Raw genomic sequence first — 19,442 nt, forward strand, 5'->3', positions numbered from 1 at the left:
GCCTAAACTTAATGGACGACAGGCTTGCGACGGCTTGTGGGAACGGGGTTCTCGCGCCAAGCTTGCGTCATGGAAACCGTCATCGACATTCGCGGCCTGACCAAGACCTATGGGACGGTGAGGGCCTTGGACGGCCTGACCCTGTCGATCCCGCGTGGCGGGGTCTATGGCGTTCTCGGCCCCAACGGCGCGGGCAAGTCCACCCTGTTCCGCACCCTGCTGGGCCTGATTCGTCCGACCGAAGGCGAGGCGACGGTGATGGGGGGGCGGATCGGCGATCCGGCGTCGATGCGCCGCATGGGCTCGATGATCGAGACGCCGCGCTTCCCCCCCTTCATGACCGCCCGCCAGGTGCTGGAATGGCTGGCCCGCGCGCACGGCGGCGTGACCTCGGCCGAGATCGACAACTGGCTGCAACGCGTCGGCCTGACCGAGGCGGCGAACCGGCGCGTGAAGGGCTTTTCGGTCGGCATGCTGCAACGCCTCGGCGTCGCCGCCGCCCTGATGACCAAGCCGGACCTCGTCATCCTGGATGAACCGACCAGCGGCATGGATCCGCCCGGCATCCAGGAAATGCGCGCCCTGATCCGCAGCCTGGCCGACCACGACGGCGTCACCGTCATCCTGGCCAGCCACCAGTTGCAGGAAGTTCAGCGCGTCTGCGATCGCGTCGCCATCTTCAACAAGGGCAAGGTGATCACCGAGGGCAAGGTCTCCGACCTGACCGCCTCGGGCGAGCGTCTGCGCCTGTCCGTCACGCCCCTGGCCAAGGCCCTGTCGGTGCTGGGCGACCGCGCCACCCTGGACGGCGACGCCGTGGTGGCCGCTGTGCCGCGCGCCGAGGCCGCCGCCGCCATCAAGGCCCTGGTCGAAGGCGGCGTCGATATCGAGGAAGCCCGCTGGATCGGCGCCGACCTGGAAGACGTCTTCATGAGCGAAACCGGCTGGACCGGCGTGCAGGAGCAAAACCGTGCTGGCTGACGCAATCCGATCCGAAACCTACCGCCTGTCCAAGAACCGCACCGCCCTGTTCTGGAGCGTGCTGTTCATCCCGATCATGGGCATCCTCCTCTCCACCCTGGGCTTCGTGGTCGCCAAGGCCAACGAGGCCAAGCTGGCCGGAAAACTGCCGCCCGAGCTGATGAAGGGCGGTCCGCTGGACCTGGGCCTGACCCTGGTCAAGAGCGCCGGGGACTTCGCCAACCCCGCCATCCTGATGTTCGTCCTGATCGGCGCGGCGACCATCTACGCCGGCGATTATCGCTGGGAGACCTGGCGATTGATCAGCGCGCGCAACACGCGCCCGAACCTGCTGATCGGCAAGGTGGCGGTCGTGGCCCTGGTGATCGTGCTGGCGACCTTCGCCGCCCTGATCTCTGACGTGATCGCCAGCCTGATCCAGGCGGCGGTGTTCGGCCGCCCCGTCACCTTCTCGATGACCGGCGCGGCGGCCGCCGACTTCGGCCTGCTGACCCTGACGTCCTGGGCGCGCATCCTTCAGTTCACCATGCTGGGCCTGCTCGGCGCCGTGGTGACACGGTCGCTGCTGGCGGCCCTGTTCGCGCCTCTTGTGATCGGCATCGCCCAGTTCTTCCTGCCCCAGCTGCTGCTGCCGATGGGCGTGACGCCGGACGGCTGGCTTATGCCCCTGTTGTCGCCCGGCCTGGCCACGGACCTGCTGAAAGCCGTCATCCAGGGCGGAATGGCGGCGGCCGAACTGCCCGATCACGCCCTCGCCAAGGGTGTGATCAGCCTGGCCCTGTGGATCGGCGTCCCGTTCGCGGCTTCGGTCGCCTGGTTCAACCGCCAGGACCTGTCGAAGGAATAGGCGGCGGCGGACTGCGCGCGCCTTCCGCGACCAGCCAGTCGCGGAAGGCGTCCACCGCGGCATCCCTGCGTTCCTCCGGCCGCAGGAAAGCGAACCACGACGGCCGCTCCACGAAGCCGAACGGCGCCGACAGACGTCCCGCGATGATATCCGGCGCCACGAAGGCCCATGGCGCGATGGCGACGCCCAGTCCCGAGATCGCCGCCTCGACCAGCGAATGGTTGTGCGCGAATTCCCGCTCCGTCGTCGCCACCGGCAGGGCCACGCCCGCCAGTTCCGACCACGCAGGCCAGGCACGCCGGAAGGTGGCCGAGCGCAGGCGCGGCGCATGCGCCACGGCCTCCAGCGTCGGCAACCCCGCCATCAAGGCCGGCGCCCCGACCGGCCCCTGATACTGAGCCAGAAAGCGCGTCGCTTCCGTGCGCGCATGACCCTGATCCTGTTCGACGATGCGAATGGCGCCGTCGAACCGATCGCGCCGATAATCGACCGTCGCATAGGATTCCGACAACCTGACCCGCACTTCAGGGTGGGTCTCCAGGAAACCCGGCAGGCGCGGGATAAGCCATTTGAGCGCGAACGTGCCGAGGCAGGAAATCTCGATCTCGCGCGCCGCACCCTGCCGCACGCCCTCGACGGCATCGGCGATCGCCACAAAAGCCGGCGTCAGCCGCTCGGCCAACTGCGCGCCCGCGTCAGTCAGGGTCAGTGCATGTCGCGGCCCGGTGACCAAGGTCACGCCCAGCGAGGCCTGCAGGGCCGCGATCTGTCGGCTGACCGCGCCGTGGGTCACGCACAGCTCGGCCGCCGCACGGGTCATGCTCCTGTGCCGGCCAAAGACCTCGAAGGTTCGCAATGCATTCAGCGGTGGCGGCGCCCGGCTCGACATGTGACCTCCCCTCACAGACACCGACCCGCTTAATCGATTTCTGCGCCTTGGGAAATCGGGTTCAAGCTTGGCGATGCCGCTCCCAAACCCGCCGCCAAGACCGCCCCGCCCCTCACGCCAGGACCAGATCGCCTATGGCCTGTGCATTCTGCTCATATGGGGCATGGCGCTAACCGCCATGCTCGACGGCTAGAGCCGCTTTTCCATGAAGACATCGGCGCGGGCATAGGGCGTCGGCCGAGCCGGCAGATGGATGAAGCCGAAGCTTTCATACAGGGCGATGGCCGGCGTCAGCGCGCTGTTGGTCTCCAGATAGAGCCGCCCGGCGCCGGCCTCTCGCGCCGCCGCCTCGCAGGCCTCAAGCAGGCGTCTCGCCAACCCAAGACCTCGCGCGGCGGGCGTGACCGTCATCTTGCAGACCTCGACCCCGTCGTCGGTCGGGACCAGGGCGCAGCACCCCACGGCCTCGCCATCCCGTTCAGCGATGAAGATGCGCCCGCCCTTGCCCAGGAACACACCCTGCGGATCGTCAATGGCGAGCCGATCCTTGGCCTCGACGGCGAACCCGCCCTCGGCCAGCCAGGATGTATTCAAGCGCGCCCAGACGGCGGCGTGGTCGGGACGATAATCAACGATCGAAACGCTCATTCACCCCTCATGCCCCGTGTCCGCGCAAAGCAAAAGGGCGGTCGGATTGCTCCGACCGCCCTTCCGGCGTTTGGTCCTGCGACCAAATCTTAGTCTTCGTCGCCGCCTTCGAAGGCCAGGACCGGACCGGAGTCCTTGCCCTTGGCTTCGACGTCGCGATCGACGAACTCGATGACGGCCATCGGGGCGTTGTCGCCGTGACGGAAGCCCGCCTTCATGATGCGGATATAGCCGCCGTTACGCTCGCTGTAGCGCGGGCCTAGCGTTTCGAACAGCTTGCCGACTTGCGGCACGTCGCGAACCTGGCTGATGGCCTGACGACGAGCGTGCAGGTCGCCCTTCTTGGCGAGGGTGACCAGCTTCTCGACGAAGGGACGCAGTTCCTTCGCCTTGGGCAGGGTCGTGGTGATCTGCTCGTGCTTGATCAGCGAGGCGGCCATGTTCGCGAACATGGCGGTGCGGTGGCTGCTCGTGCGACCGAGTTTACGATGGGCGGCGCCGTGGCGCATCTGGGTCTCTCCTACTCCGGCGAAGGTATCTCTCGCGAGACCTGACGCCGTAATCTTCTAACCGCCCCGACATCTCCCGAAGGAGACGGGCGGAGGGTTGAACTTAGATCTGGTCGTCGAACTTCTTGGCCAGGTCTTCGATGTTTTCGGGGGGCCAGTTCGGCACATCCATGCCGAGGCTGAGGCCCATCGTCGTGAGAACTTCCTTGATCTCATTCAACGACTTGCGGCCGAAGTTCGGGGTGCGAAGCATTTCGCCCTCGGTCTTCTGGATCAGGTCGCCGATGTAGACGATGTTGTCGTTCTTCAAACAGTTGGCCGAACGAACCGACAGTTCCAGCTCGTCCACCTTCTTCAGCAGTGCCGGGTTGAAGGGCAGGTCGGGCTTGCCGTCCGACTGCTCGACAGCCTTCTTGGGCTCTTCGAAGGTGATGAAGATCTGGAGTTGGTCCTGCAGGATGCGCGCCGCATAAGCGACGGCGTCAACCGGCGTAACCGCACCGTTGGTTTCGACTTCGAGCAGCAGCTTGTCGTAGTCCAGCGACTGGCCCTGACGGGTCGGCTCGACGCGATAAGCCACCTTCTTGACCGGCGAATACAGGGCGTCGACGGCGATCAGGCCGATCGGCGCATCTTCCGGACGGTTCAGTTCGGCGGCGACGTAGCCCTTGCCGTTCTGGACGGTCAGTTCCATGCGGACCGACGCGCCGTCGTCCAGCGTGCAGATGACGTGATCGGGGTTCAGAACCTCGATGTCCGCCGGCACGTCGATCTGGCCGGCCGTCACGACGCCGGGGCCCGTGGCGCGCAAGGTCATGCGCTTGGGGCCTTCGGCGTGCATGCGCAGCGCCAGTTGCTTGATGTTCAGGACGATGTCGACCACGTCTTCCCGCACGCCTTCCAGCGACGAGAATTCATGAACGACGCCGTCGATCTGGATGGCCGTGACAGCCGCGCCTTGCAGCGAGGACAGCAGAACGCGACGGAGTGCGTTGCCGAGCGTCACGCCGAAGCCACGTTCGAGAGGTTCGGCCACCAGGCGCGCCTTGCGCTGGGCGTCGGAACCGATCTCGATCTGCGGCTTCTCGGGACGGATCAGCTCTTGCCAGTTTCTTTCGATCATTTTGTCCCTCGAACGGGTTTCGCCTGCTCCGGCCTTGTCGACGAGGCCATGATGGAGCGGACGGAGATGGGGGGTGCCTTAGAACGCTATCGCTTAGACGCGACGACGCTTGGGCGGACGGCAACCGTTGTGCGGCATCGGCGTGACGTCGCGGATGGTCGTGATCGTCAGGCCGACCGACTGCAGAGCGCGCAGAGCCGACTCACGACCGGAACCCGGACCCGAGACGTTCACTTCCAGCGTCTTGACGCCGTGTTCCTGAGCCTTCTTGCCGGCGTCTTCAGCGGCCATCTGGGCGGCGTAAGGGGTCGACTTACGCGAACCCTTGAAGCCCATGTGACCGGCCGAAGACCACGAGATCGCGTTGCCCTGGGCATCTGTGATCGTGATCATGGTGTTGTTGAACGAAGCATTCACGTGGGCGACGCCCGAGGTGATGTTCTTGCGCTCGCGCTTCTTTACGCGACCCGGTTCCTTGGCCATGTGTCTGTCTTACTTCTTCTTGCCGGCGATCGGCTTGGCGGGACCCTTGCGGGTGCGGGCGTTCGTGTGGGTGCGCTGACCGCGGACCGGCAGGCCCTTACGGTGACGCAGGCCGCGGTAGCAGGCCAAATCCATCAGACGCTTGATGTTCATCGACGTCTCGCGGCGCAGGTCGCCCTCGACGGTGTGATCCTTGTCGATCGTCTCGCGGATCGACAGGACTTCGGCGTCCGTCAGCTGGTTCACGCGGCGGGCGGACTCGATGCCCACCTTCTCGGTGATGTCCTTGGCGGCGGCGGGGCCGATGCCATGGATATACTGAAGCGCGATCTCTACGCGCTTGTTGGTCGGGATGTTGACGCCAGCAATACGGGCCACGAAATTCTCCAGATACGCGTTAGTCATACGCAACAAACGCTCCGGTCAACAGACCAGGAGCGTGGCGCCCTTCGCGGGAAGGCGCCCTTATACATGTGATTCACGAGGCGTCAACCAGAGGGCTGGTCCGCCTCTTCCTTTGGAAGCGGAAAAGCCAGGGCAACCGTCATCGTGTGACGATCCATCGCAATTCCGTTTCTCGTAGGAGGTTTAATTCGAAACTCCCTTGCACGCGCAAGAGCTTCTCGTCGGTGACCAGAGGGTCGCGGGTGCTCTCCGATCACACGACAACGTTCCAACCGCTCGGATATCCTCAGCTGGCACCGCAAAACGACATGCGCGCCGGCGCTGTCGTAAAGCGCGGCTCTAGACACGGATTCCGATATGACTGAATGAGCAGGCCCCTGGATCAGCGTCGGGCCGCTCCCCCCTCCATCTCCTGGCCCGTTGCCGGATCCCAGCCCCGCGCCTAGCCCGTCGCCGATGCCGCCCTCACCCATCCCAGGAGCGGGGCTTAGAACATCAGTAAAGCCAGTCACCAACGGCTGAGCGATGTCTTGGGCGCGCGGGGCCGCGATCTCTTCTTCCAGATCAGGAAAGATCGGAGGCGTGTGGATACGAGATGGCGCCGCAGGAGCGCCTCCCGACGTGCTCAAATTGCTGTTCGCACCGACGTCGATGCGAGGAAACAAAACAACATTGAAAACTGGAGGTTCGGAAGGAACGACCATTCTTGTCGCCGTGGTCGCCAGCAGCCATAGGGCTGCCAGGTGAATTGCAGCCACCAGAACCGCCGTCAGGAGCCGACTGCTGCGGCGTCGAGGCGAAGAAAAATGTAATGCGGCGAACATACTTCCCTCCGCCGCCACCATGAAATCCATCACGGCCTTCGTCAATCTCTGTTCGGCGGACGCCCGAAGTCCACACCAACAGTGACGCGCTGTCCCTCGACGGGTCGTCCGTCCTCGGTGGGGGGCTGAAAACGGAAGAAGCCGGAGACCTGAAGGCCCGCCGCGCCGAAGCCCATACCGGGCGGCGACTCGTCCACCACGCGGCAACCGTCCAGACGGCTGTCCAGGCGGATTATGCAAGACAGTTCCACCCGACCATAACGGCTGCGCGCGTTCGACGGGTGATTGGCGCGAATCTGGCCGATGGTGGGGCCGGTGACCAGGCGTGGTCCGGTCGAGCCGCTGCCGGGACCATTGCCGGATCCCACGCCTGAACCACTGCCGGTCCCCTGCCCGCCTTGGCCAAAACCGGGCTGGGGCGACGGGGCGGGCGCGATACCCACGACGGGCGCAGGCTCGGGCGCCTTCACGGGCGGCGCCGGAACCTCGCGCGGGCGTTCCTTGGGCGGAGGTGGAGGCGTGTGGATGACCGAGGGGGCCGCGGGCGCGCCGCCGCCCGTTTCGGGCGCAGGCGGTTCGTTGGAAATGGGCGGCGGAGGATCGTAAAGCACGACCTCGAACGGCGGCGGCTCGACCGCAGGCGTCTGCGCCGGCCCCCTCACCCGCCCCAGCAGCAGGAACAGTCCGATCTCGGCGACGGCGACGGCGACGAAGATGCCCGCCATGCGCCAGCGACGCAGGCGGCTCTTCTCAGGTCCGGGATCGGCAGGCTCGTTCATCAGGCGATCAACGCCCGAGATCGCAAATCAGGCCAGGGCCTCGTCGATGGCCTTGGCCACAGACTCGATGGTGCCCATGCCGTCGGCTTCGGTCAGCTTGCCCTGGGCTTCATAATAGGGAAGCAGCGGCGCTGTGTTGCGGTTGTAGGCCTCAAGCCGAACCTTAAACGATTCAGGATTGTCGTCGGGCCGTCCCTGCTCGGCGAACCGCTTGGCGATCCGTTCGGTCAGGGCGGCGTCATCGACCTTCAGCCGCACGACGGCGTCGATCTGCACGCCGCGCTTGGCCAGCATCTCGTCCAGCGCCTCGGCCTGGGCCACGGTCCGGGGGAAGCCGTCGAAGATGGCTCCGCCGGCGGCCTCGGCCTCCGTCAGGCGATCCTCGATCAGGGCGATGACGATCTCATCAGTGACCAGGTCGCCACGCGCCAGCACGTCCTTGACCTTGAGCCCCAGCTCCGAGCCAGAGGCGATCGCCGCGCGCAGCATGTCGCCGGTGGAGAGCTGGACCATGCCCTTCTCTTCCACCAGCCGCTTCGCCTGGGTGCCCTTGCCGGCCGCCGGCGGTCCGAACAGGATCAAGTTCATGCTTCAGCCCTCCCCTGGGCGTCTGTCAGCTTAAGACCTAGCGGCGCACAGGCGTGGGCGCGCCACGACCGCCACGACCGCGCAGCTTCGCCTTCTTGATCAGGCCTTCGTACTGGTGCGCCAGCAGTTGGGACTGAATCTGCGCCACAGTGTCCATCGTGACCGACACGACGATCAAGATAGACGTTCCGCCAAAGTAGAGGCTGTTGCCCATCTGGGCGACTAGGAACTCAGGCAGCAGGCAGACGGCTGTGATGTAGGCCGCCCCGATCACGGTCAGGCGGGTCAGGACATAGTCCAGATATTCCGCCGTGCGCTTGCCCGGACGGATACCCGGCAGGAAGCCGCCGTATTTGCGCAGGTTCTCGGCCGTGTCCTCGGGGTTGAAGGTGATCGAGGTGTAGAAGAAGCAGAAGAAGACGATCAGGGCGGCGTACAGCGCCATGAACAGCGGTTGGCCGTGCGTCAGCTGCGCCGTCACCAGCGGCAGCCAGCTCATCCAGCTAGGCAGGTCGGCGTTGGCCGTCATGGTCGCCACCGTCGTCGGCAGCATCAGCAGCGACGAGGCGAAGATCGGCGGGATCACGCCTGCGGTATTGACCTTCAGCGGCAGGAACGAACGCTCGCCGCCCGCCATACGATTGCCTTCCTGGCGCTTCGGATACTGGATCAGAAGACGGCGCTGGGCGCGTTCCATGAAGACGATGAAGACCACGGTCGCCACCGCCAGCGCAGCGATGAACAACAGGGCGAAGGCCGACATCTGGCCTTGTTGGGCCAGGCCCAGCAGGCGGGCGATGGTGGAAGGCAGGACCGCCACGATACCGGCGAAGATGATTAGCGAGATGCCGTTGCCGACGCCGCGCGCCGTCACCTGCTCACCCAGCCACATCAGGAACATGGTGCCGCCGGTCAGGGTCACGACCGTCGAGGCGATGAAGAAGACGCCCGGATTGTCGACCAGGCCGGCCGTGCTGTTCAGGCCCGCCGCGATGCCGAAGGACTGCGCCAGCGCCAGGAACACCGTCAAATAGCGGGTGTATTGGTTCAGCTGCTTGCGGCCGCTTTCGCCGCCTTCCTTCTTCAGCTTCTCCCAGGGCGGGTACACGGTGCCCATCAGCTGCACGATGATCGAGGCCGAGATGTACGGCATCACGTTCAGCGCGAAGATGGCCATACGCTCGACCGCGCCGCCCGAGAACATGTTGAACATGTCCAGGATGCCGCGCTGACCCGACGGGTCCTGGAAGAACTGCAGGAAGGCCTGCGAGTTGATGCCCGGAATCGGCACGTACGTCCCAATCCGATAAACAAGGAGCGCGCCCAGCGTGAACAGCAGGCGCTTGTGCAGCTCGGTCGCTTTCGCGAACGAGCCCATGTTCATATTGGCGGCGAGTTGTTCTGCGGCCGAAGCCATTATGCGTCCCCACGACTGATTGAGTCGTCAGATAGGCGAGAAGCGGCGCTCTTGCGAGGCCGCTTCCGTTCTTTCGTCGCTGCGATGTGTTCAGGCCACGGCCCAATCAGCCGCAACGACGCGTTGATCAGGCTTTGGCGGCGGCGCGCTTGGTGCGGGCCGAGATCTTGTTCTCGTCGCCCAGGCGTGCCTTGGCGGGCGGAACCTTGCCCTTGGCCAGGTTGCGCTTCTCGACGCGGGCAGCGGCCTTGGCTTCGGCGGCGATGCGCTCTTGCACGACCGAACCGCCAGCGGCTTCGATGGCCTTGATGGCGCCCGAGGTGGCCGACCAGACGACCAGGTTCAGCGCTTGCTTCAGCTCGCCGGTGCCCAGCAGGCGCACGCCGTCCTTGACGCGACGGATCACGCCGGCGGCGACCAGGGCGTCGCCCTTCAATTCCGATTTAGCGTCCAGCTTGCCGGCGTCGATGGCGTCTTGCAGGCGCCACAGGTTCACTTCGGCCAGCTTCAGAGCGTTGGCGTTGTTGAAGCCACGCTTAGGCATACGCATGTACAGCGGCATTTGGCCGCCTTCGAAGCCGCCGATGGCGACGCCCGAACGCGACTTCTGACCCTTGACGCCACGGCCAGCGGTCTTGCCCTTGCCCGAACCGGGGCCACGGCCGACACGCATGCGCTTCTTGTGCGCGCCTTCGTTGTCTCGGATTTCGTTCAGTTTCATATGCCTGATCCTTTCGGGTGCTAGCGCCCGGATCGTTGATCCGGACTCGGCTGTAAAAATTTAAGGGCCGCTGATAGGCGACCCTTGGGGTATTCGCAAGTGCAGAAACGCCCTCCCCCGGGTCCGGGAGAGGGCGAAACGGCTTACTTTTCGACGATCTCGGTCAGGTGGGCGACCTTGGCGATCATCCCACGAACCGAAGGCGTGTCTTCCAGGGTCGACTCACGGCCCAGGCGGTTCAGACCCAGGCCCACCAAGGTGGCGCGCTGGTCGTTCTTGCGACGGATCGGCGAACCGGTCTGCTTGACGGTGACGGTCTTGGCGTCGGTCTTCTTGGACGGGGCCATGATTAGGACTCCACAGCTTCGGGCGTCGAAGCGCCGTCGTTGCGACGGCCCATCAGATCCGCGACCTTCTTGCCGCGCTTGGACGCGACCTGACGGGGCGAGGACTGGACCTTCAGCGCTTCGAACGTCGCGCGGATCATGTTGTAGGGGTTCGACGAACCGGTCGACTTGCCCACGACGTCCTGGACGCCGAGGGTTTCGAGCACGGCGCGCATCGGACCACCTGCGATGACGCCGGTCCCGGGAGGGGCAGCGCGCATCATGATCTTGCCGGCGCCCCAACGGCCGTTGCCGTCGTGGTGCAGGGTGCGGTTCTCGCGAAGCGGAACGCGGATCATGGTCTTCTTGGCTTCTTCGGTCGCCTTGCGGATGGCTTCCGGCACTTCGCGCGCCTTGCCGTGACCGAAGCCGACGCGACCCTTGCCGTCACCGACGACCATCAGGGCTGCGAAGCTGAAGCGACGGCCGCCTTTGACGGTGGCGGCGACGCGGTTGATGTGGACCAGCTTCTCGACGATGTCCGAATCCGGACCATCGGCTTGGGGGCCATTGCGGTTGTCACGACGGTTGCGGTCGTTGCCGCCGCCGCCACGTTGGGGTTGATGCGCCATCTGTCGCGTCCCTTAGAAGTTCAGGCCGGCTTCACGCGCGGCTTCCGCCAGCGCCTTGACCCGTCCATGATAGATGTACTCGCCACGGTCGAAGACGACGTCCTTGACGCCCTTCTCGATGGCGCGTTCGGCGATCAGCTTGCCGATCGCGGCGGCCGCAGCGGTGTCCGAACCACGCTTGCCCTTGCCGCCTTCCAGCGACGAGGCAGACGCGACGGTCACGCCTTGGGCGTCGTCGATGATCTGGGCCGAGATGTTCTTGTCCGAACGGCTGACCGACAGACGAAGGCGACCGTTGGCGACAGCCTTCAGGCGGCGACGAGTGCGCTCCGAGCGGCGCTTGGCTTGTTGTCGAAGAGAAAGAGCCATGACTTACTTCTTCTTGCCTTCCTTGCGACGGACCTTCTCGCCCGCGTAACGGACGCCCTTACCCTTGTAGGGCTCCGGCGGACGCAGCTTGCGGATGACCGCGGCGATCTGACCGACGGCTTGCTTGTCAGCGCCCGAGACCTTGATCTCGGTTTGCTTCGGCACTGCGAAGCTGACGCCGGCCGGCGGAGCGATATCGACTTCATGCGAGAAGCCGAGTTGCAGCGAAAGGGCGTCGCCCTTCATGGCGGCGCGGTAACCCACGCCGACCAGCTCCAACGACTTTTCGAAGCCGGAGGTGACGCCGACGACCATGTTGTCGACCAGGGTGCGCGACAGGCCCCACATCGCACGACCGCGTTGCGTGTCCGACCGCAGACCCAGCGACAGGTCGTCGCCTTCCTGGGTGACTTCGACTTCTTCGGCGACGGTCCAGAAGCTCTCGCCCTTGGGGCCCTTCACGGTGACTTTCTGGCCGTCGAGCGTGACAGTCACGCCCTTCGGCACAGCGATGGTTTTCTTGCCAATACGGGACATATCAGTAGACCCTGCAGAGGACTTCGCCGCCGACGTTAGCGTCGCGGGCGGAGGCGTCGGACATGACGCCCTTCGAAGTCGAGAGGATCGAGATACCGAGGCCGTTCTTGATCGGCTTCAGATCGCCGATCGCCGAATAGACGCGGCGGCCCGGCTTGGACACGCGAGCGATCTCGGCGATGACGGGCTGACCGTCGAAGTACTTCAGCTCGATCTCGAACTGCGGAAACTCACCCGGGTTCTGAACCAGGTTGTAGCCGCGGATGTAGCCTTCGTCCTGCAGCACGTCGAGGACGCGCTGACGCAGACGAGAAGCGGGGGTCAGCACCTTGGAACGCTTGCGGGTCGCCGCGTTCTTGATGCGAGCGATCATGTCGCTCAGGGGATCGTTGATCATCATGTCTGTTCGCTCCCCTTACCAGCTGGATTTCGTCAGGCCAGGGATCTGGCCCTGGTTGCCGAGTTCACGCAGCGCAATCCGGCTCATCTTGAGCTTGCGATAGAACGCCCGCGGACGACCCGTCACTTCGCAACGGTTGCGAATGCGGCTCGGCGCGGAGTTGCGCGGCAGTTCAGCCAGCTTCAGGCGCGCGTCGAAGCGCTCCTCCAGCGGCAGGTTTTCGTCGTTGGCGGTCGCCTTCAGGGCGGCCCGCTTCGCGGCATACTTCGCAACCAGGGCCTTGACGGCTTCGTTACGGTTTACGGCGCTTTTCTTAGCCATTGTGCTCTTCCCTTCCCGCTCAGTTCTTCACGAACGGGAACTTGAACTCGGTGAGGAGAGCCTTGGCTTCCTCATCGGTCTTGGCCGTGGTGCAGACGACAATGTCCATGCCCCACATCTGATCGATCTGGTCGTAGTTGATCTCGGGGAACACAATGTGTTCCTTCAGACCCGTGGCGTAGTTGCCGCGACCATCGAAGGACGTGCCCTTCAGACCACGGAAATCCTTCACGCGCGGCAGCGCGATCGTGATGAACCGGTCCAGGAACTCGTACATCTGGTCGCCGCGCAGGGTGACCTTGCCGCCGATGACCATGCCTTCACGCAGCTTGAAGCCGGCGATGGAGTTACGGGCCTTGGTGGCGACGGCCTTCTGACCGGCGATGGCCGTCAGATCCTTGAGGGCGGTGTTCGCTTTCTTGGAGTCCGCGACGGCTTCACCGATGCCCATGTTCAGGACGATCTTGTCCAGCTTGGGCACCTGCATTTCGTTCGTGTAGCCGAACTTTTTCTTCATCACCTGGCGGATGCGAGCGTGATACTCGTCCTTGAGGCGCGGAGTGTACTTTTCGGTAGCCATCAGATGACGTCTCCCGTCGTCTTGGCGATGCGGACCTTGGTGTCCCCATCGATCTTGAAGCCGACGCGGGTCGCCTTGCCGTTGGCGTCGGCGATCGCGACGTTCGACAGGTGAAGCGAGGCTTCCTTGTTCTTGATACCGCCCTGCGGGTCAGCCTGGCTCGGGCGCGTGTGGCGCTGAACCATGTTGCAGCCTTCGACGAGGACGCGGTTTTCGGTAGGCAGGACCTTCAGCACGTTGCCCGTGCGGCCCTTGTCCTTGCCGGTGAGGACGACGACGCGGTCGCCCTTTTTGATCTTGGCGGCCATGTTACAGGACCTCCGGAGCCAGCGAGATGATCTTCATGTGGTTCTTGGCGCGCAGTTCGCGAGGAACCGGGCCGAAGATCCGCGTGCCGACTGGCTCGTTTTGCTTGTTGACGATGACGGCGGCCGACTTGTCAAAACGAATGACCGAGCCGTCCTTGCGTTGGATGTCCTTGGCGGTGCGCACGACGATGGCGCGAACGACGTCGCCCTTCTTCACGCGGCCGCGAGGGATGGCTTCCTTCACGGAGGCGACGATTGTGTCGCCGATCGAGGCGTAGCGGCGCTTGGAGCCGCCCAACACCTTGATGCACATGACCCGGCGGGCGCCCGAATTATCGGCCACTTCCAGGTTAGTTTGCATCTGGATCATAAGATCAGATCCTTCTGATTACGAGGCCGAGGCGTTGGAAAGGACTTCCCAGCGCTTCAGTTTGGATTTCGGGGCGCACTCGACGATGCGAGCGATGTCGCCGACTTTGAGCGCGTTGGCTTCGTCGTGCGCGTGATACTTCTTAGAAAGACGAACGATCTTTTTCAGAACGGGGTGAAGCAGCGTGCGCTCCACCTTCACGACGACGGTCTTTTCGCCCTTGTCGGACACGACCACGCCTTCAAGAATTCGCTTGGGCATATTCGTTTCCTTACGAGGCCGCACGCTGCTCGCGCAGAAGCGTCGAGATGCGTGCGATGTCTTTGCGGACTTCACCAACGCGGTGAGTCTTTTCCATTTGGCCGGTGGCCGCCTGGAAGCGCAGGTTGAACTGTTCCTTCTTGAGCTTCAGCAGCTCGTCGGACAGCTGGTCGGTCGTTTGCGACCGCAAGTCGGCGATCTTGGTCATCAGGCGGCTACCTCGACATGAGCGACGCCGGCGTCGATGCGGGTCACCACCTTGGTGCGGACCGGCAGCTTGGCTGCGCCGAGACGGAGCGCTTCGCGGGCGACATCGTCCGGAACGCCGTCGATTTCAAACAGGATACGGCCAGGGTGGCAGCGCGCGGCCCAGTGGTCCACGGCGCCCTTGCCCTTACCCATCCGGACTTCGGCCGGCTTGCCCGTGACGGGCAGGTCGGGGAAGACGCGGATCCAGACGCGGCCCTGACGCTTCATCTGGCGCGTGATCGCGCGGCGAGCCGCCTCGATCTGACGCGCAGTGATGCGTTCCGGCTCCAGCGTCTTCAGGCCATACGACCCGAAGTTCAGCGAGAAGCCACCCTTGGCCGAGCCATGGATCCGGCCCTTGAAGGCCTTGCGGTACTTGGTCTTCTTCGGTTGCAACATGACTTAGTTCTCACGTCCCCGGTCGCGACGCGGACCGCGGTCGCCACGGGGGCCGCCGCGTTCGCGGCCTTCGTTCGAGGACGGACCCGACGCTTCCTGGGCCCAACGCTTGTCCTGCGCCATGGGATCGTGCTCCAGCACTTCACCCTTAAAGACCCAGACCTTCACGCCGATGATGCCGTAGGTCGTCTTGGCTTCATAGAAACCATAGTCGATGTCGGCGCGCAGCGTGTGAAGCGGCACGCGACCTTCGCGGTACCATTCCATACGTGCGATTTCCGCACCGCCCAGACGACCAGCGACATTCATACGAATGCCCTTGGCGCCGAGACGCATCGCCGACTGCATCGAACGCTTCATGGCGCGACGGAAGGCCACGCGGCGTTCCAGTTGTTGCGCGATGTTTTCAGCGATCAGCTGCGCATCGGTTTCCGGCTTGCGGACTTCGATGATGTTCAGGTGAACTTCACCTTCGGTGCGCGCCGAGATGTCCTTGCGGAGCTTCTCGATGTCAGCGCCCTTCTTACCGATCACGACGCCCGGACGGGCGGCGTAGATGGTGATGCGGCACTTCTTGTGAGGGCGCTCGATGATGATGCGCGACACACCGGCGGCGCCCAGACGTTCCCGCAGCCACTCGCGCAACTTAAGGTCCTGGTGCAGCAGGCGGGAGTAGTCGGCGCCGGCGGCGAACCAACGGCTGTCCCACGTACGGTTCACGCCGAGGCGCAGACCGATCGGATTGATTTTCTGACCCATCAGGCGGCCTCGCCGGCTTCACGGACCACGATGGTGATCTCGCTGAACGGTTTCAGGATGCGCGACGAACGACCACGAGCACGGCTCGCGAAGCGCTTCATCACCAGGTTCTTGCCCACATAGGCCTCGGCGACGATCAGGTTGTCGATGTCGAGGTTGTGGTTGTTCTCGGCATTCGAGATCGCCGAATACAGGACCTTGCGGACGTCGGTCGCGATACGTTTACGGCTGAATTCCAGCTCGTTCAGCGCCTTCTGGACCGGCATGCCGCGGATCGATGCGGCGACCAGGCCCAGCTTTTGCGGGCTGATGCGTACGTTGACCAGCTTTGCGCGGGCCTCTGTCGGGGCGACCCGACGCTCATTTTTTGTCTGGGCCATCAGTTACTTCCTTTTGGCCTTCTTGTCCGCCGCGTGACCCGGGAAACTCCGGGTCGGGGCGAACTCGCCGAGCTTCATGCCGACCATCTCTTCCGAGACCGACACGGGCACATGCTTCTGACCGTTATGGACGCCGAACGTCAGACCGACGAACTGCGGCAGGATGGTGGAACGGCGCGACCAGGTCTTGATCACGTCCTTGCGGCCCGACGTTTGAACGGCGTCGGCCTTCTTGAGCAGATACCCGTCGACAAACGGGCCTTTCCAGGAGGAGCGGGCCATTCTTAGCGAGCCTTCTTAACGTGGCGGGTACGGATGATGTACTTGTCCGTAGCCTTGTTCTTACGGGTACGGGTGCCCTTGGTGTCCTTGCCCCACGGTGTAACCGGGGTACGACCACCAGAGGTCCGGCCTTCACCACCACCATGCGGGTGGTCGATCGGGTTCATGGCGACGCCGCGAACGTGCGGGCGGAAGCCCATGTGACGCTTGCGACCGGCCTTGCCCAGGTTCTGGTTCATGTGGTCGGGGTTCGAAACCGCGCCCACCGTGGCGATGCAGCCGTCCAGGACCATGCGCAGTTCGCCCGAGCCGAGACGGATCTGGGCGTAACCCTGATCGCGACCCACCAGTTGGGCGTAGGCGCCTGCCGAACGGGCCAGCTGAGCGCCCTTGCCCGGCTTCATTTCGATGTTGTGGATGATCGTACCCACCGGCATCGAACGAAGCGGCATGGCGTTGCCCGGCTTCACGTCGGTCTTTTCGCCCGCGATCACCGTGTCGCCGGCCTTAAGGCGTTGCGGCGCGATGATGTAGGTCTTCTCGCCGTCTTCGTAGGTCACGAGGGCGATGAAGGCCGTGCGGTTCGGATCGTATTCCAGGCGCTCGACCGTGCCGACCATGTCCCACTTACGACGCTTGAAGTCGATCCGGCGGTACAGGGTCTTGGCGCCGCCGCCGCGGAAGCGGACCGCGATGCGACCGCCCTGCCCGCGTCCGCCCGACTTGGTCAGGCCTTCGGTCAGCGACTTTTCCGGACGGCCCTTGTGGAGCTCCGAACGGTCGACCAGCACGAGGGCGCGACGGCCCGGCGAGGTCGGATTGTAATGTTTCAAGGCCATCTGATCAGAGCCCCGTGGTGACGTCGATCGACTGGCCGTCGGCCAGCGTCACGATCGCTTTTTTGATGTCGACCCGGCGACCCAGGATACCCCGGAAGCGCTTGGTCTTGCCCTTTTGAACCAGGGTGTTGACCTTCAGGACGTTGACTTTGAACAGGCTTTCGACCGCTGCGGCGATCTCGTCCTTGGTCGACGTGTCGGCGACGCGGAAGACGACCTTGTTCTGCTCGGACAGGATCGTCGCCTTCTCGGTGATGATCGGCGAGAGGATCGTGTCGTAGTGCTTGGCGGTAGGTTGAGCGGCCATTACGCGGCTTCCTTATCGCTGAAGCGAGCTTCGATCGCTTCGATGGCGGCCTTGGTCAGCACCAGCTTGTCAGCCCGCAGGATGTCATAGACGTTCAGGCCGGCGTTCGGCAGCACGTCGATGTGCGGGATGTTGCGTGCGGCCAGGCCGAAGTTCGTGTCGACTTCGGGACCCGCGATGATGAGAGCCTTGGTCCAGCCCAGCTTGCCGAGCGTCTCGCGCAGCGAGGCGGTCTTGGCTTCCTTCACCGAGACGGTGTCGACGATGATCAGGTCGCCCGACTTGACCTTGGAGGACAGGGCGTGACGCAGGGCCAGCGCGCGGATCTTCTTCGGCAGCGAGAAGCCGTGATCGCGAACGATCGGACCAAAGGCGCGCGAACCACCAACGAACTGCGGTGCACGGCGCGAACCGTGACGAGCGCCGCCGGTGCCCTTTTGCTTGTACATCTTCTTGCCCGTACGAGAGTTCTCGTTGCGGGTTTGAACCTTGTGCGTACCAGCGCGGCGCTTGGCCAGTTGCCAGTTGACGGTGCGGGCCAGGATGTCGCCGCGGATGTCGGAGATGCCGAAGACGGCGTCCGACAGTTCCACGTCGCCAGCAGCCTTGCCGTCGAGTTGGATGACAGAGAGTTTCATTACGCTTCACCGCCTTCGGTCGCTTCGACAGGGGCTTCTTCAGCCGGAGTCGAGGCGGGTTGAGCAGCAGACTTGCTCGACTTCAGCGCACCGGGGAACGGAGCGTCGGCCGGACGAGCCTTCTTGATGGCGTCGCGAACCTTGACGTAGCTGCCGTCATGACCGGGGACAGCGCCCTTGATCAGGATCAGGCCACGCTCGGCGTCCACGCGGACGACGGTCAGGTTCTGGGTGGTGACGGTTTCCGTGCCGTAATGGCCGGCCATCTTCTTGCCGGGGAACGTGCGACCCGGATCCTGACGGTTACCCGTCGAACCGTGCGAACGGTGCGAGACCGAAACGCCGTGGGTGGCGCGAAGGCCGCCGAAGTTCCAGCGCTTCATGGCGCCGGCGAAACCCTTACCGATGGTCTCGCCCTGGATGTCGACCTTCTGGCCTACCAGGAAGTGTTCGGCCGACAGTTCGGCGCCCACGTCCAGCAGACCGTCCGCATCGACGCGGAACTCGGTCACATAGGCTTTCGGCTCGACTTCCGCCTTGGCGAAGGTCTCGCGTTGAGCCTTGTTGGTGTTCTTGGCCTTCTTCGTGCCAGCACCCAGTTGGAGGGCGACGTAACCGTCACGCTCCTGGGTACGTTGGCCGACGACTTGGCAGCCGTCGAGCTGGAGCACAGTGACCGGTACGTGCGCGCCGTCATCGGCGAACACGCGGGTCATGCCCAGCTTCTTGGCGATCACGCCCGTGCGCATCGGATCCCGCCTCTTTCTACTTTAAATCTTGATCTCGACGTCCACACCGGCGGACAGGTCGAGCTTCATGAGCGCGTCCACGGTCTGCGGGGTGGGGTCGATGATGTCGAGCACGCGTTTGTGCGTGCGGATTTCAAACTGCTCACGCGACTTCTTATCGACGTGCGGCGAGCGGTTCACGGTGAACTTTTCGATCAGGGTCGGCAACGGAATCGGACCGCGAACGGTCGCGCCGGTGCGCTTGGCTGTATTGACGATCTCGCGCGTCGAGAAATCGAGGACGCGATGATCAAAGGCCTTGAGCCTGATGCGGATGCTTTGATCCATATCGGTGCTTACTTCCAATGCGGTCGGAGGACCGCGTCCCTGTGAACCATTTCAAAGACCGAAGGCCTTCGGGCAAAAAGCCCTCAGGGAACGCAAATCCGCAAAAACGATCGGCCCACGCAGTTACCCGCGAAGGCCGCTGAAGTCCCAAGAAGCTGCAAAGAACAGTGACTTAGGTCGTTCCTGCGAACCGCG

Annotated in this window: 33 protein-coding genes; 2 read left to right on the top strand and 31 right to left on the bottom strand. The window is 64.1% G+C overall.

The features are described 5' to 3' along the window. Window positions 1–69 precede the first annotated feature (69 nt). Entirely contained in the window at window positions 70–981 is a 912-nt protein-coding gene (locus ACP693_RS17105; RefSeq protein WP_425984269.1) for an ABC transporter ATP-binding protein, read from the top strand. Next, window positions 971–1,828 (top strand): ABC transporter permease subunit, encoded by an 858-nt coding sequence (locus tag ACP693_RS17110; protein ID WP_426016425.1) that lies wholly within the window; start codon window positions 971–973, stop codon window positions 1,826–1,828. The genes ACP693_RS17105 and ACP693_RS17110 overlap by 11 nt, the downstream gene beginning before the upstream one ends. Here the strand turns inward: ACP693_RS17110 and ACP693_RS17115 are convergent. The 31 genes from ACP693_RS17115 to rpsJ form a co-directional block, all read right to left on the bottom strand. Beyond that, on the bottom strand, window positions 1,800–2,717 hold the full coding sequence (locus ACP693_RS17115; protein ID WP_426016423.1) for a LysR substrate-binding domain-containing protein: 918 nt from the start codon (window positions 2,715–2,717) through the stop codon (window positions 1,800–1,802). The two genes, ACP693_RS17110 and ACP693_RS17115, sit on opposite strands and share 29 nt — an antisense overlap. A gap of 189 nt (window positions 2,718–2,906) precedes the next feature. Next, window positions 2,907–3,365 carry a GNAT family N-acetyltransferase gene (locus ACP693_RS17120; RefSeq protein ID WP_426016421.1) on the bottom strand — a complete coding sequence of 153 codons (459 nt, stop codon included), beginning with the start codon at window positions 3,363–3,365 and terminating at the stop codon, window positions 2,907–2,909. An 89-nt stretch (window positions 3,366–3,454) separates the two neighbouring features. Beyond that, the gene (gene rplQ, locus ACP693_RS17125; RefSeq protein WP_055753399.1) at window positions 3,455–3,874 is read right to left on the bottom strand and encodes a 50S ribosomal protein L17; all 420 of its coding nucleotides are present in this window, start codon (window positions 3,872–3,874) and stop codon (window positions 3,455–3,457) included. Between the two features lie 103 nt (window positions 3,875–3,977). Next, window positions 3,978–4,997 (bottom strand): DNA-directed RNA polymerase subunit alpha, encoded by a 1,020-nt coding sequence (locus tag ACP693_RS17130; protein WP_135195341.1) that lies wholly within the window; start codon window positions 4,995–4,997, stop codon window positions 3,978–3,980. Window positions 4,998–5,090: 93 nt separating this feature from the next. Further along, window positions 5,091–5,480 carry a 30S ribosomal protein S11 gene (gene rpsK, locus ACP693_RS17135; RefSeq protein ID WP_013268944.1) on the bottom strand — a complete coding sequence of 130 codons (390 nt, stop codon included), beginning with the start codon at window positions 5,478–5,480 and terminating at the stop codon, window positions 5,091–5,093. Between the two features lie 9 nt (window positions 5,481–5,489). After that, entirely contained in the window at window positions 5,490–5,858 is a 369-nt protein-coding gene (rpsM, locus tag ACP693_RS17140) for a 30S ribosomal protein S13 (protein ID WP_135195340.1), read from the bottom strand. 110 nt (window positions 5,859–5,968) lie between these two features. Continuing rightward, window positions 5,969–6,754, bottom strand: a complete 786-nt coding sequence (locus tag ACP693_RS17145) for a hypothetical protein (protein ID WP_426016420.1) — start codon at window positions 6,752–6,754, stop codon at window positions 5,969–5,971. Further along, a complete protein-coding gene (locus ACP693_RS17150; protein ID WP_426016418.1) occupies window positions 6,751–7,488 on the bottom strand; it encodes an energy transducer TonB in 738 nt (245 codons plus the stop codon). The genes ACP693_RS17145 and ACP693_RS17150 overlap by 4 nt, the downstream gene beginning before the upstream one ends. Window positions 7,489–7,515: 27 nt before the next feature. After that, window positions 7,516–8,076 (bottom strand): adenylate kinase, encoded by a 561-nt coding sequence (locus tag ACP693_RS17155; RefSeq protein ID WP_409718673.1) that lies wholly within the window; start codon window positions 8,074–8,076, stop codon window positions 7,516–7,518. A 37-nt stretch (window positions 8,077–8,113) separates the two neighbouring features. Beyond that, window positions 8,114–9,493, bottom strand: a complete 1,380-nt coding sequence (gene secY / locus ACP693_RS17160) for a preprotein translocase subunit SecY (RefSeq protein WP_409718676.1) — start codon at window positions 9,491–9,493, stop codon at window positions 8,114–8,116. A gap of 127 nt (window positions 9,494–9,620) precedes the next feature. After that, window positions 9,621–10,214, bottom strand: a complete 594-nt coding sequence (gene rplO, locus ACP693_RS17165) for a 50S ribosomal protein L15 (RefSeq protein ID WP_135195336.1) — start codon at window positions 10,212–10,214, stop codon at window positions 9,621–9,623. Between the two features lie 143 nt (window positions 10,215–10,357). Beyond that, window positions 10,358–10,561 (bottom strand): 50S ribosomal protein L30, encoded by a 204-nt coding sequence (gene rpmD, locus ACP693_RS17170; RefSeq protein WP_135195335.1) that lies wholly within the window; start codon window positions 10,559–10,561, stop codon window positions 10,358–10,360. A 2-nt stretch (window positions 10,562–10,563) separates the two neighbouring features. Continuing rightward, window positions 10,564–11,172 (bottom strand): 30S ribosomal protein S5, encoded by a 609-nt coding sequence (gene rpsE / locus ACP693_RS17175; RefSeq protein ID WP_135195334.1) that lies wholly within the window; start codon window positions 11,170–11,172, stop codon window positions 10,564–10,566. A 12-nt stretch (window positions 11,173–11,184) separates the two neighbouring features. Continuing rightward, window positions 11,185–11,541 (bottom strand): 50S ribosomal protein L18, encoded by a 357-nt coding sequence (gene rplR / locus ACP693_RS17180; RefSeq protein WP_135195333.1) that lies wholly within the window; start codon window positions 11,539–11,541, stop codon window positions 11,185–11,187. A gap of 3 nt (window positions 11,542–11,544) precedes the next feature. Continuing rightward, window positions 11,545–12,078, bottom strand: coding sequence for a 50S ribosomal protein L6 (gene rplF, locus ACP693_RS17185; RefSeq protein ID WP_426016416.1), 534 nt, complete (start codon window positions 12,076–12,078; stop codon window positions 11,545–11,547). Window position 12,079: 1 nt separating this feature from the next. Then, window positions 12,080–12,478 carry a 30S ribosomal protein S8 gene (rpsH, locus tag ACP693_RS17190; RefSeq protein ID WP_135195331.1) on the bottom strand — a complete coding sequence of 133 codons (399 nt, stop codon included), beginning with the start codon at window positions 12,476–12,478 and terminating at the stop codon, window positions 12,080–12,082. A 15-nt stretch (window positions 12,479–12,493) separates the two neighbouring features. Next, window positions 12,494–12,799, bottom strand: coding sequence for a 30S ribosomal protein S14 (gene rpsN / locus ACP693_RS17195; RefSeq protein WP_135195330.1), 306 nt, complete (start codon window positions 12,797–12,799; stop codon window positions 12,494–12,496). Between the two features lie 19 nt (window positions 12,800–12,818). Then, the gene (gene rplE / locus ACP693_RS17200; protein WP_426016414.1) at window positions 12,819–13,379 is read right to left on the bottom strand and encodes a 50S ribosomal protein L5; all 561 of its coding nucleotides are present in this window, start codon (window positions 13,377–13,379) and stop codon (window positions 12,819–12,821) included. Continuing rightward, complete coding sequence (gene rplX, locus ACP693_RS17205; RefSeq protein WP_135195328.1) at window positions 13,379–13,687, bottom strand: 50S ribosomal protein L24; 309 nt, start codon at window positions 13,685–13,687, stop codon at window positions 13,379–13,381. The genes rplE and rplX overlap by 1 nt, the downstream gene beginning before the upstream one ends. A 1-nt stretch (window position 13,688) precedes the next feature. Beyond that, the gene (gene rplN, locus ACP693_RS17210) at window positions 13,689–14,057 is read right to left on the bottom strand and encodes a 50S ribosomal protein L14 (RefSeq protein WP_003164378.1); all 369 of its coding nucleotides are present in this window, start codon (window positions 14,055–14,057) and stop codon (window positions 13,689–13,691) included. 18 nt (window positions 14,058–14,075) lie between these two features. Then, on the bottom strand, window positions 14,076–14,318 hold the full coding sequence (gene rpsQ, locus ACP693_RS17215; protein WP_008262472.1) for a 30S ribosomal protein S17: 243 nt from the start codon (window positions 14,316–14,318) through the stop codon (window positions 14,076–14,078). Window positions 14,319–14,328: 10 nt separating this feature from the next. Further along, the gene (gene rpmC, locus ACP693_RS17220) at window positions 14,329–14,526 is read right to left on the bottom strand and encodes a 50S ribosomal protein L29 (RefSeq protein ID WP_135195327.1); all 198 of its coding nucleotides are present in this window, start codon (window positions 14,524–14,526) and stop codon (window positions 14,329–14,331) included. Then, window positions 14,526–14,966: a 50S ribosomal protein L16 gene (gene rplP, locus ACP693_RS17225; RefSeq protein WP_087119314.1), complete on the bottom strand. Its 441-nt coding sequence runs from the start codon at window positions 14,964–14,966 to the stop codon at window positions 14,526–14,528. Before rplP ends, rpmC begins: the two co-directional genes overlap by 1 nt. Window positions 14,967–14,969: 3 nt before the next feature. Then, complete coding sequence (gene rpsC, locus ACP693_RS17230) at window positions 14,970–15,725, bottom strand: 30S ribosomal protein S3 (RefSeq protein WP_135195326.1); 756 nt, start codon at window positions 15,723–15,725, stop codon at window positions 14,970–14,972. Then, window positions 15,725–16,105: a 50S ribosomal protein L22 gene (gene rplV, locus ACP693_RS17235; RefSeq protein ID WP_135195325.1), complete on the bottom strand. Its 381-nt coding sequence runs from the start codon at window positions 16,103–16,105 to the stop codon at window positions 15,725–15,727. Before rplV ends, rpsC begins: the two co-directional genes overlap by 1 nt. Before the next feature lie 3 nt (window positions 16,106–16,108). Beyond that, complete coding sequence (gene rpsS, locus ACP693_RS17240) at window positions 16,109–16,387, bottom strand: 30S ribosomal protein S19 (RefSeq protein WP_135195324.1); 279 nt, start codon at window positions 16,385–16,387, stop codon at window positions 16,109–16,111. A 2-nt stretch (window positions 16,388–16,389) separates the two neighbouring features. Then, window positions 16,390–17,226 carry a 50S ribosomal protein L2 gene (gene rplB / locus ACP693_RS17245; protein WP_135195323.1) on the bottom strand — a complete coding sequence of 279 codons (837 nt, stop codon included), beginning with the start codon at window positions 17,224–17,226 and terminating at the stop codon, window positions 16,390–16,392. A 4-nt stretch (window positions 17,227–17,230) separates the two neighbouring features. After that, window positions 17,231–17,533 carry a 50S ribosomal protein L23 gene (locus ACP693_RS17250; protein ID WP_135195322.1) on the bottom strand — a complete coding sequence of 101 codons (303 nt, stop codon included), beginning with the start codon at window positions 17,531–17,533 and terminating at the stop codon, window positions 17,231–17,233. Then, window positions 17,533–18,171, bottom strand: coding sequence for a 50S ribosomal protein L4 (gene rplD, locus ACP693_RS17255; protein ID WP_135195321.1), 639 nt, complete (start codon window positions 18,169–18,171; stop codon window positions 17,533–17,535). The genes ACP693_RS17250 and rplD overlap by 1 nt, the downstream gene beginning before the upstream one ends. Further along, window positions 18,171–18,920 carry a 50S ribosomal protein L3 gene (rplC, locus tag ACP693_RS17260; protein ID WP_055753390.1) on the bottom strand — a complete coding sequence of 250 codons (750 nt, stop codon included), beginning with the start codon at window positions 18,918–18,920 and terminating at the stop codon, window positions 18,171–18,173. Before rplC ends, rplD begins: the two co-directional genes overlap by 1 nt. Before the next feature lie 21 nt (window positions 18,921–18,941). Then, complete coding sequence (gene rpsJ / locus ACP693_RS17265) at window positions 18,942–19,247, bottom strand: 30S ribosomal protein S10 (RefSeq protein WP_105563630.1); 306 nt, start codon at window positions 19,245–19,247, stop codon at window positions 18,942–18,944. Between the last annotated feature and the right edge of the window lie 195 nt (window positions 19,248–19,442).

The sequence above is a fragment of the Brevundimonas sp. TWP1-3 genome (assembly GCF_049896085.1).
Lineage (GTDB): Bacteria > Pseudomonadota > Alphaproteobacteria > Caulobacterales > Caulobacteraceae > Brevundimonas.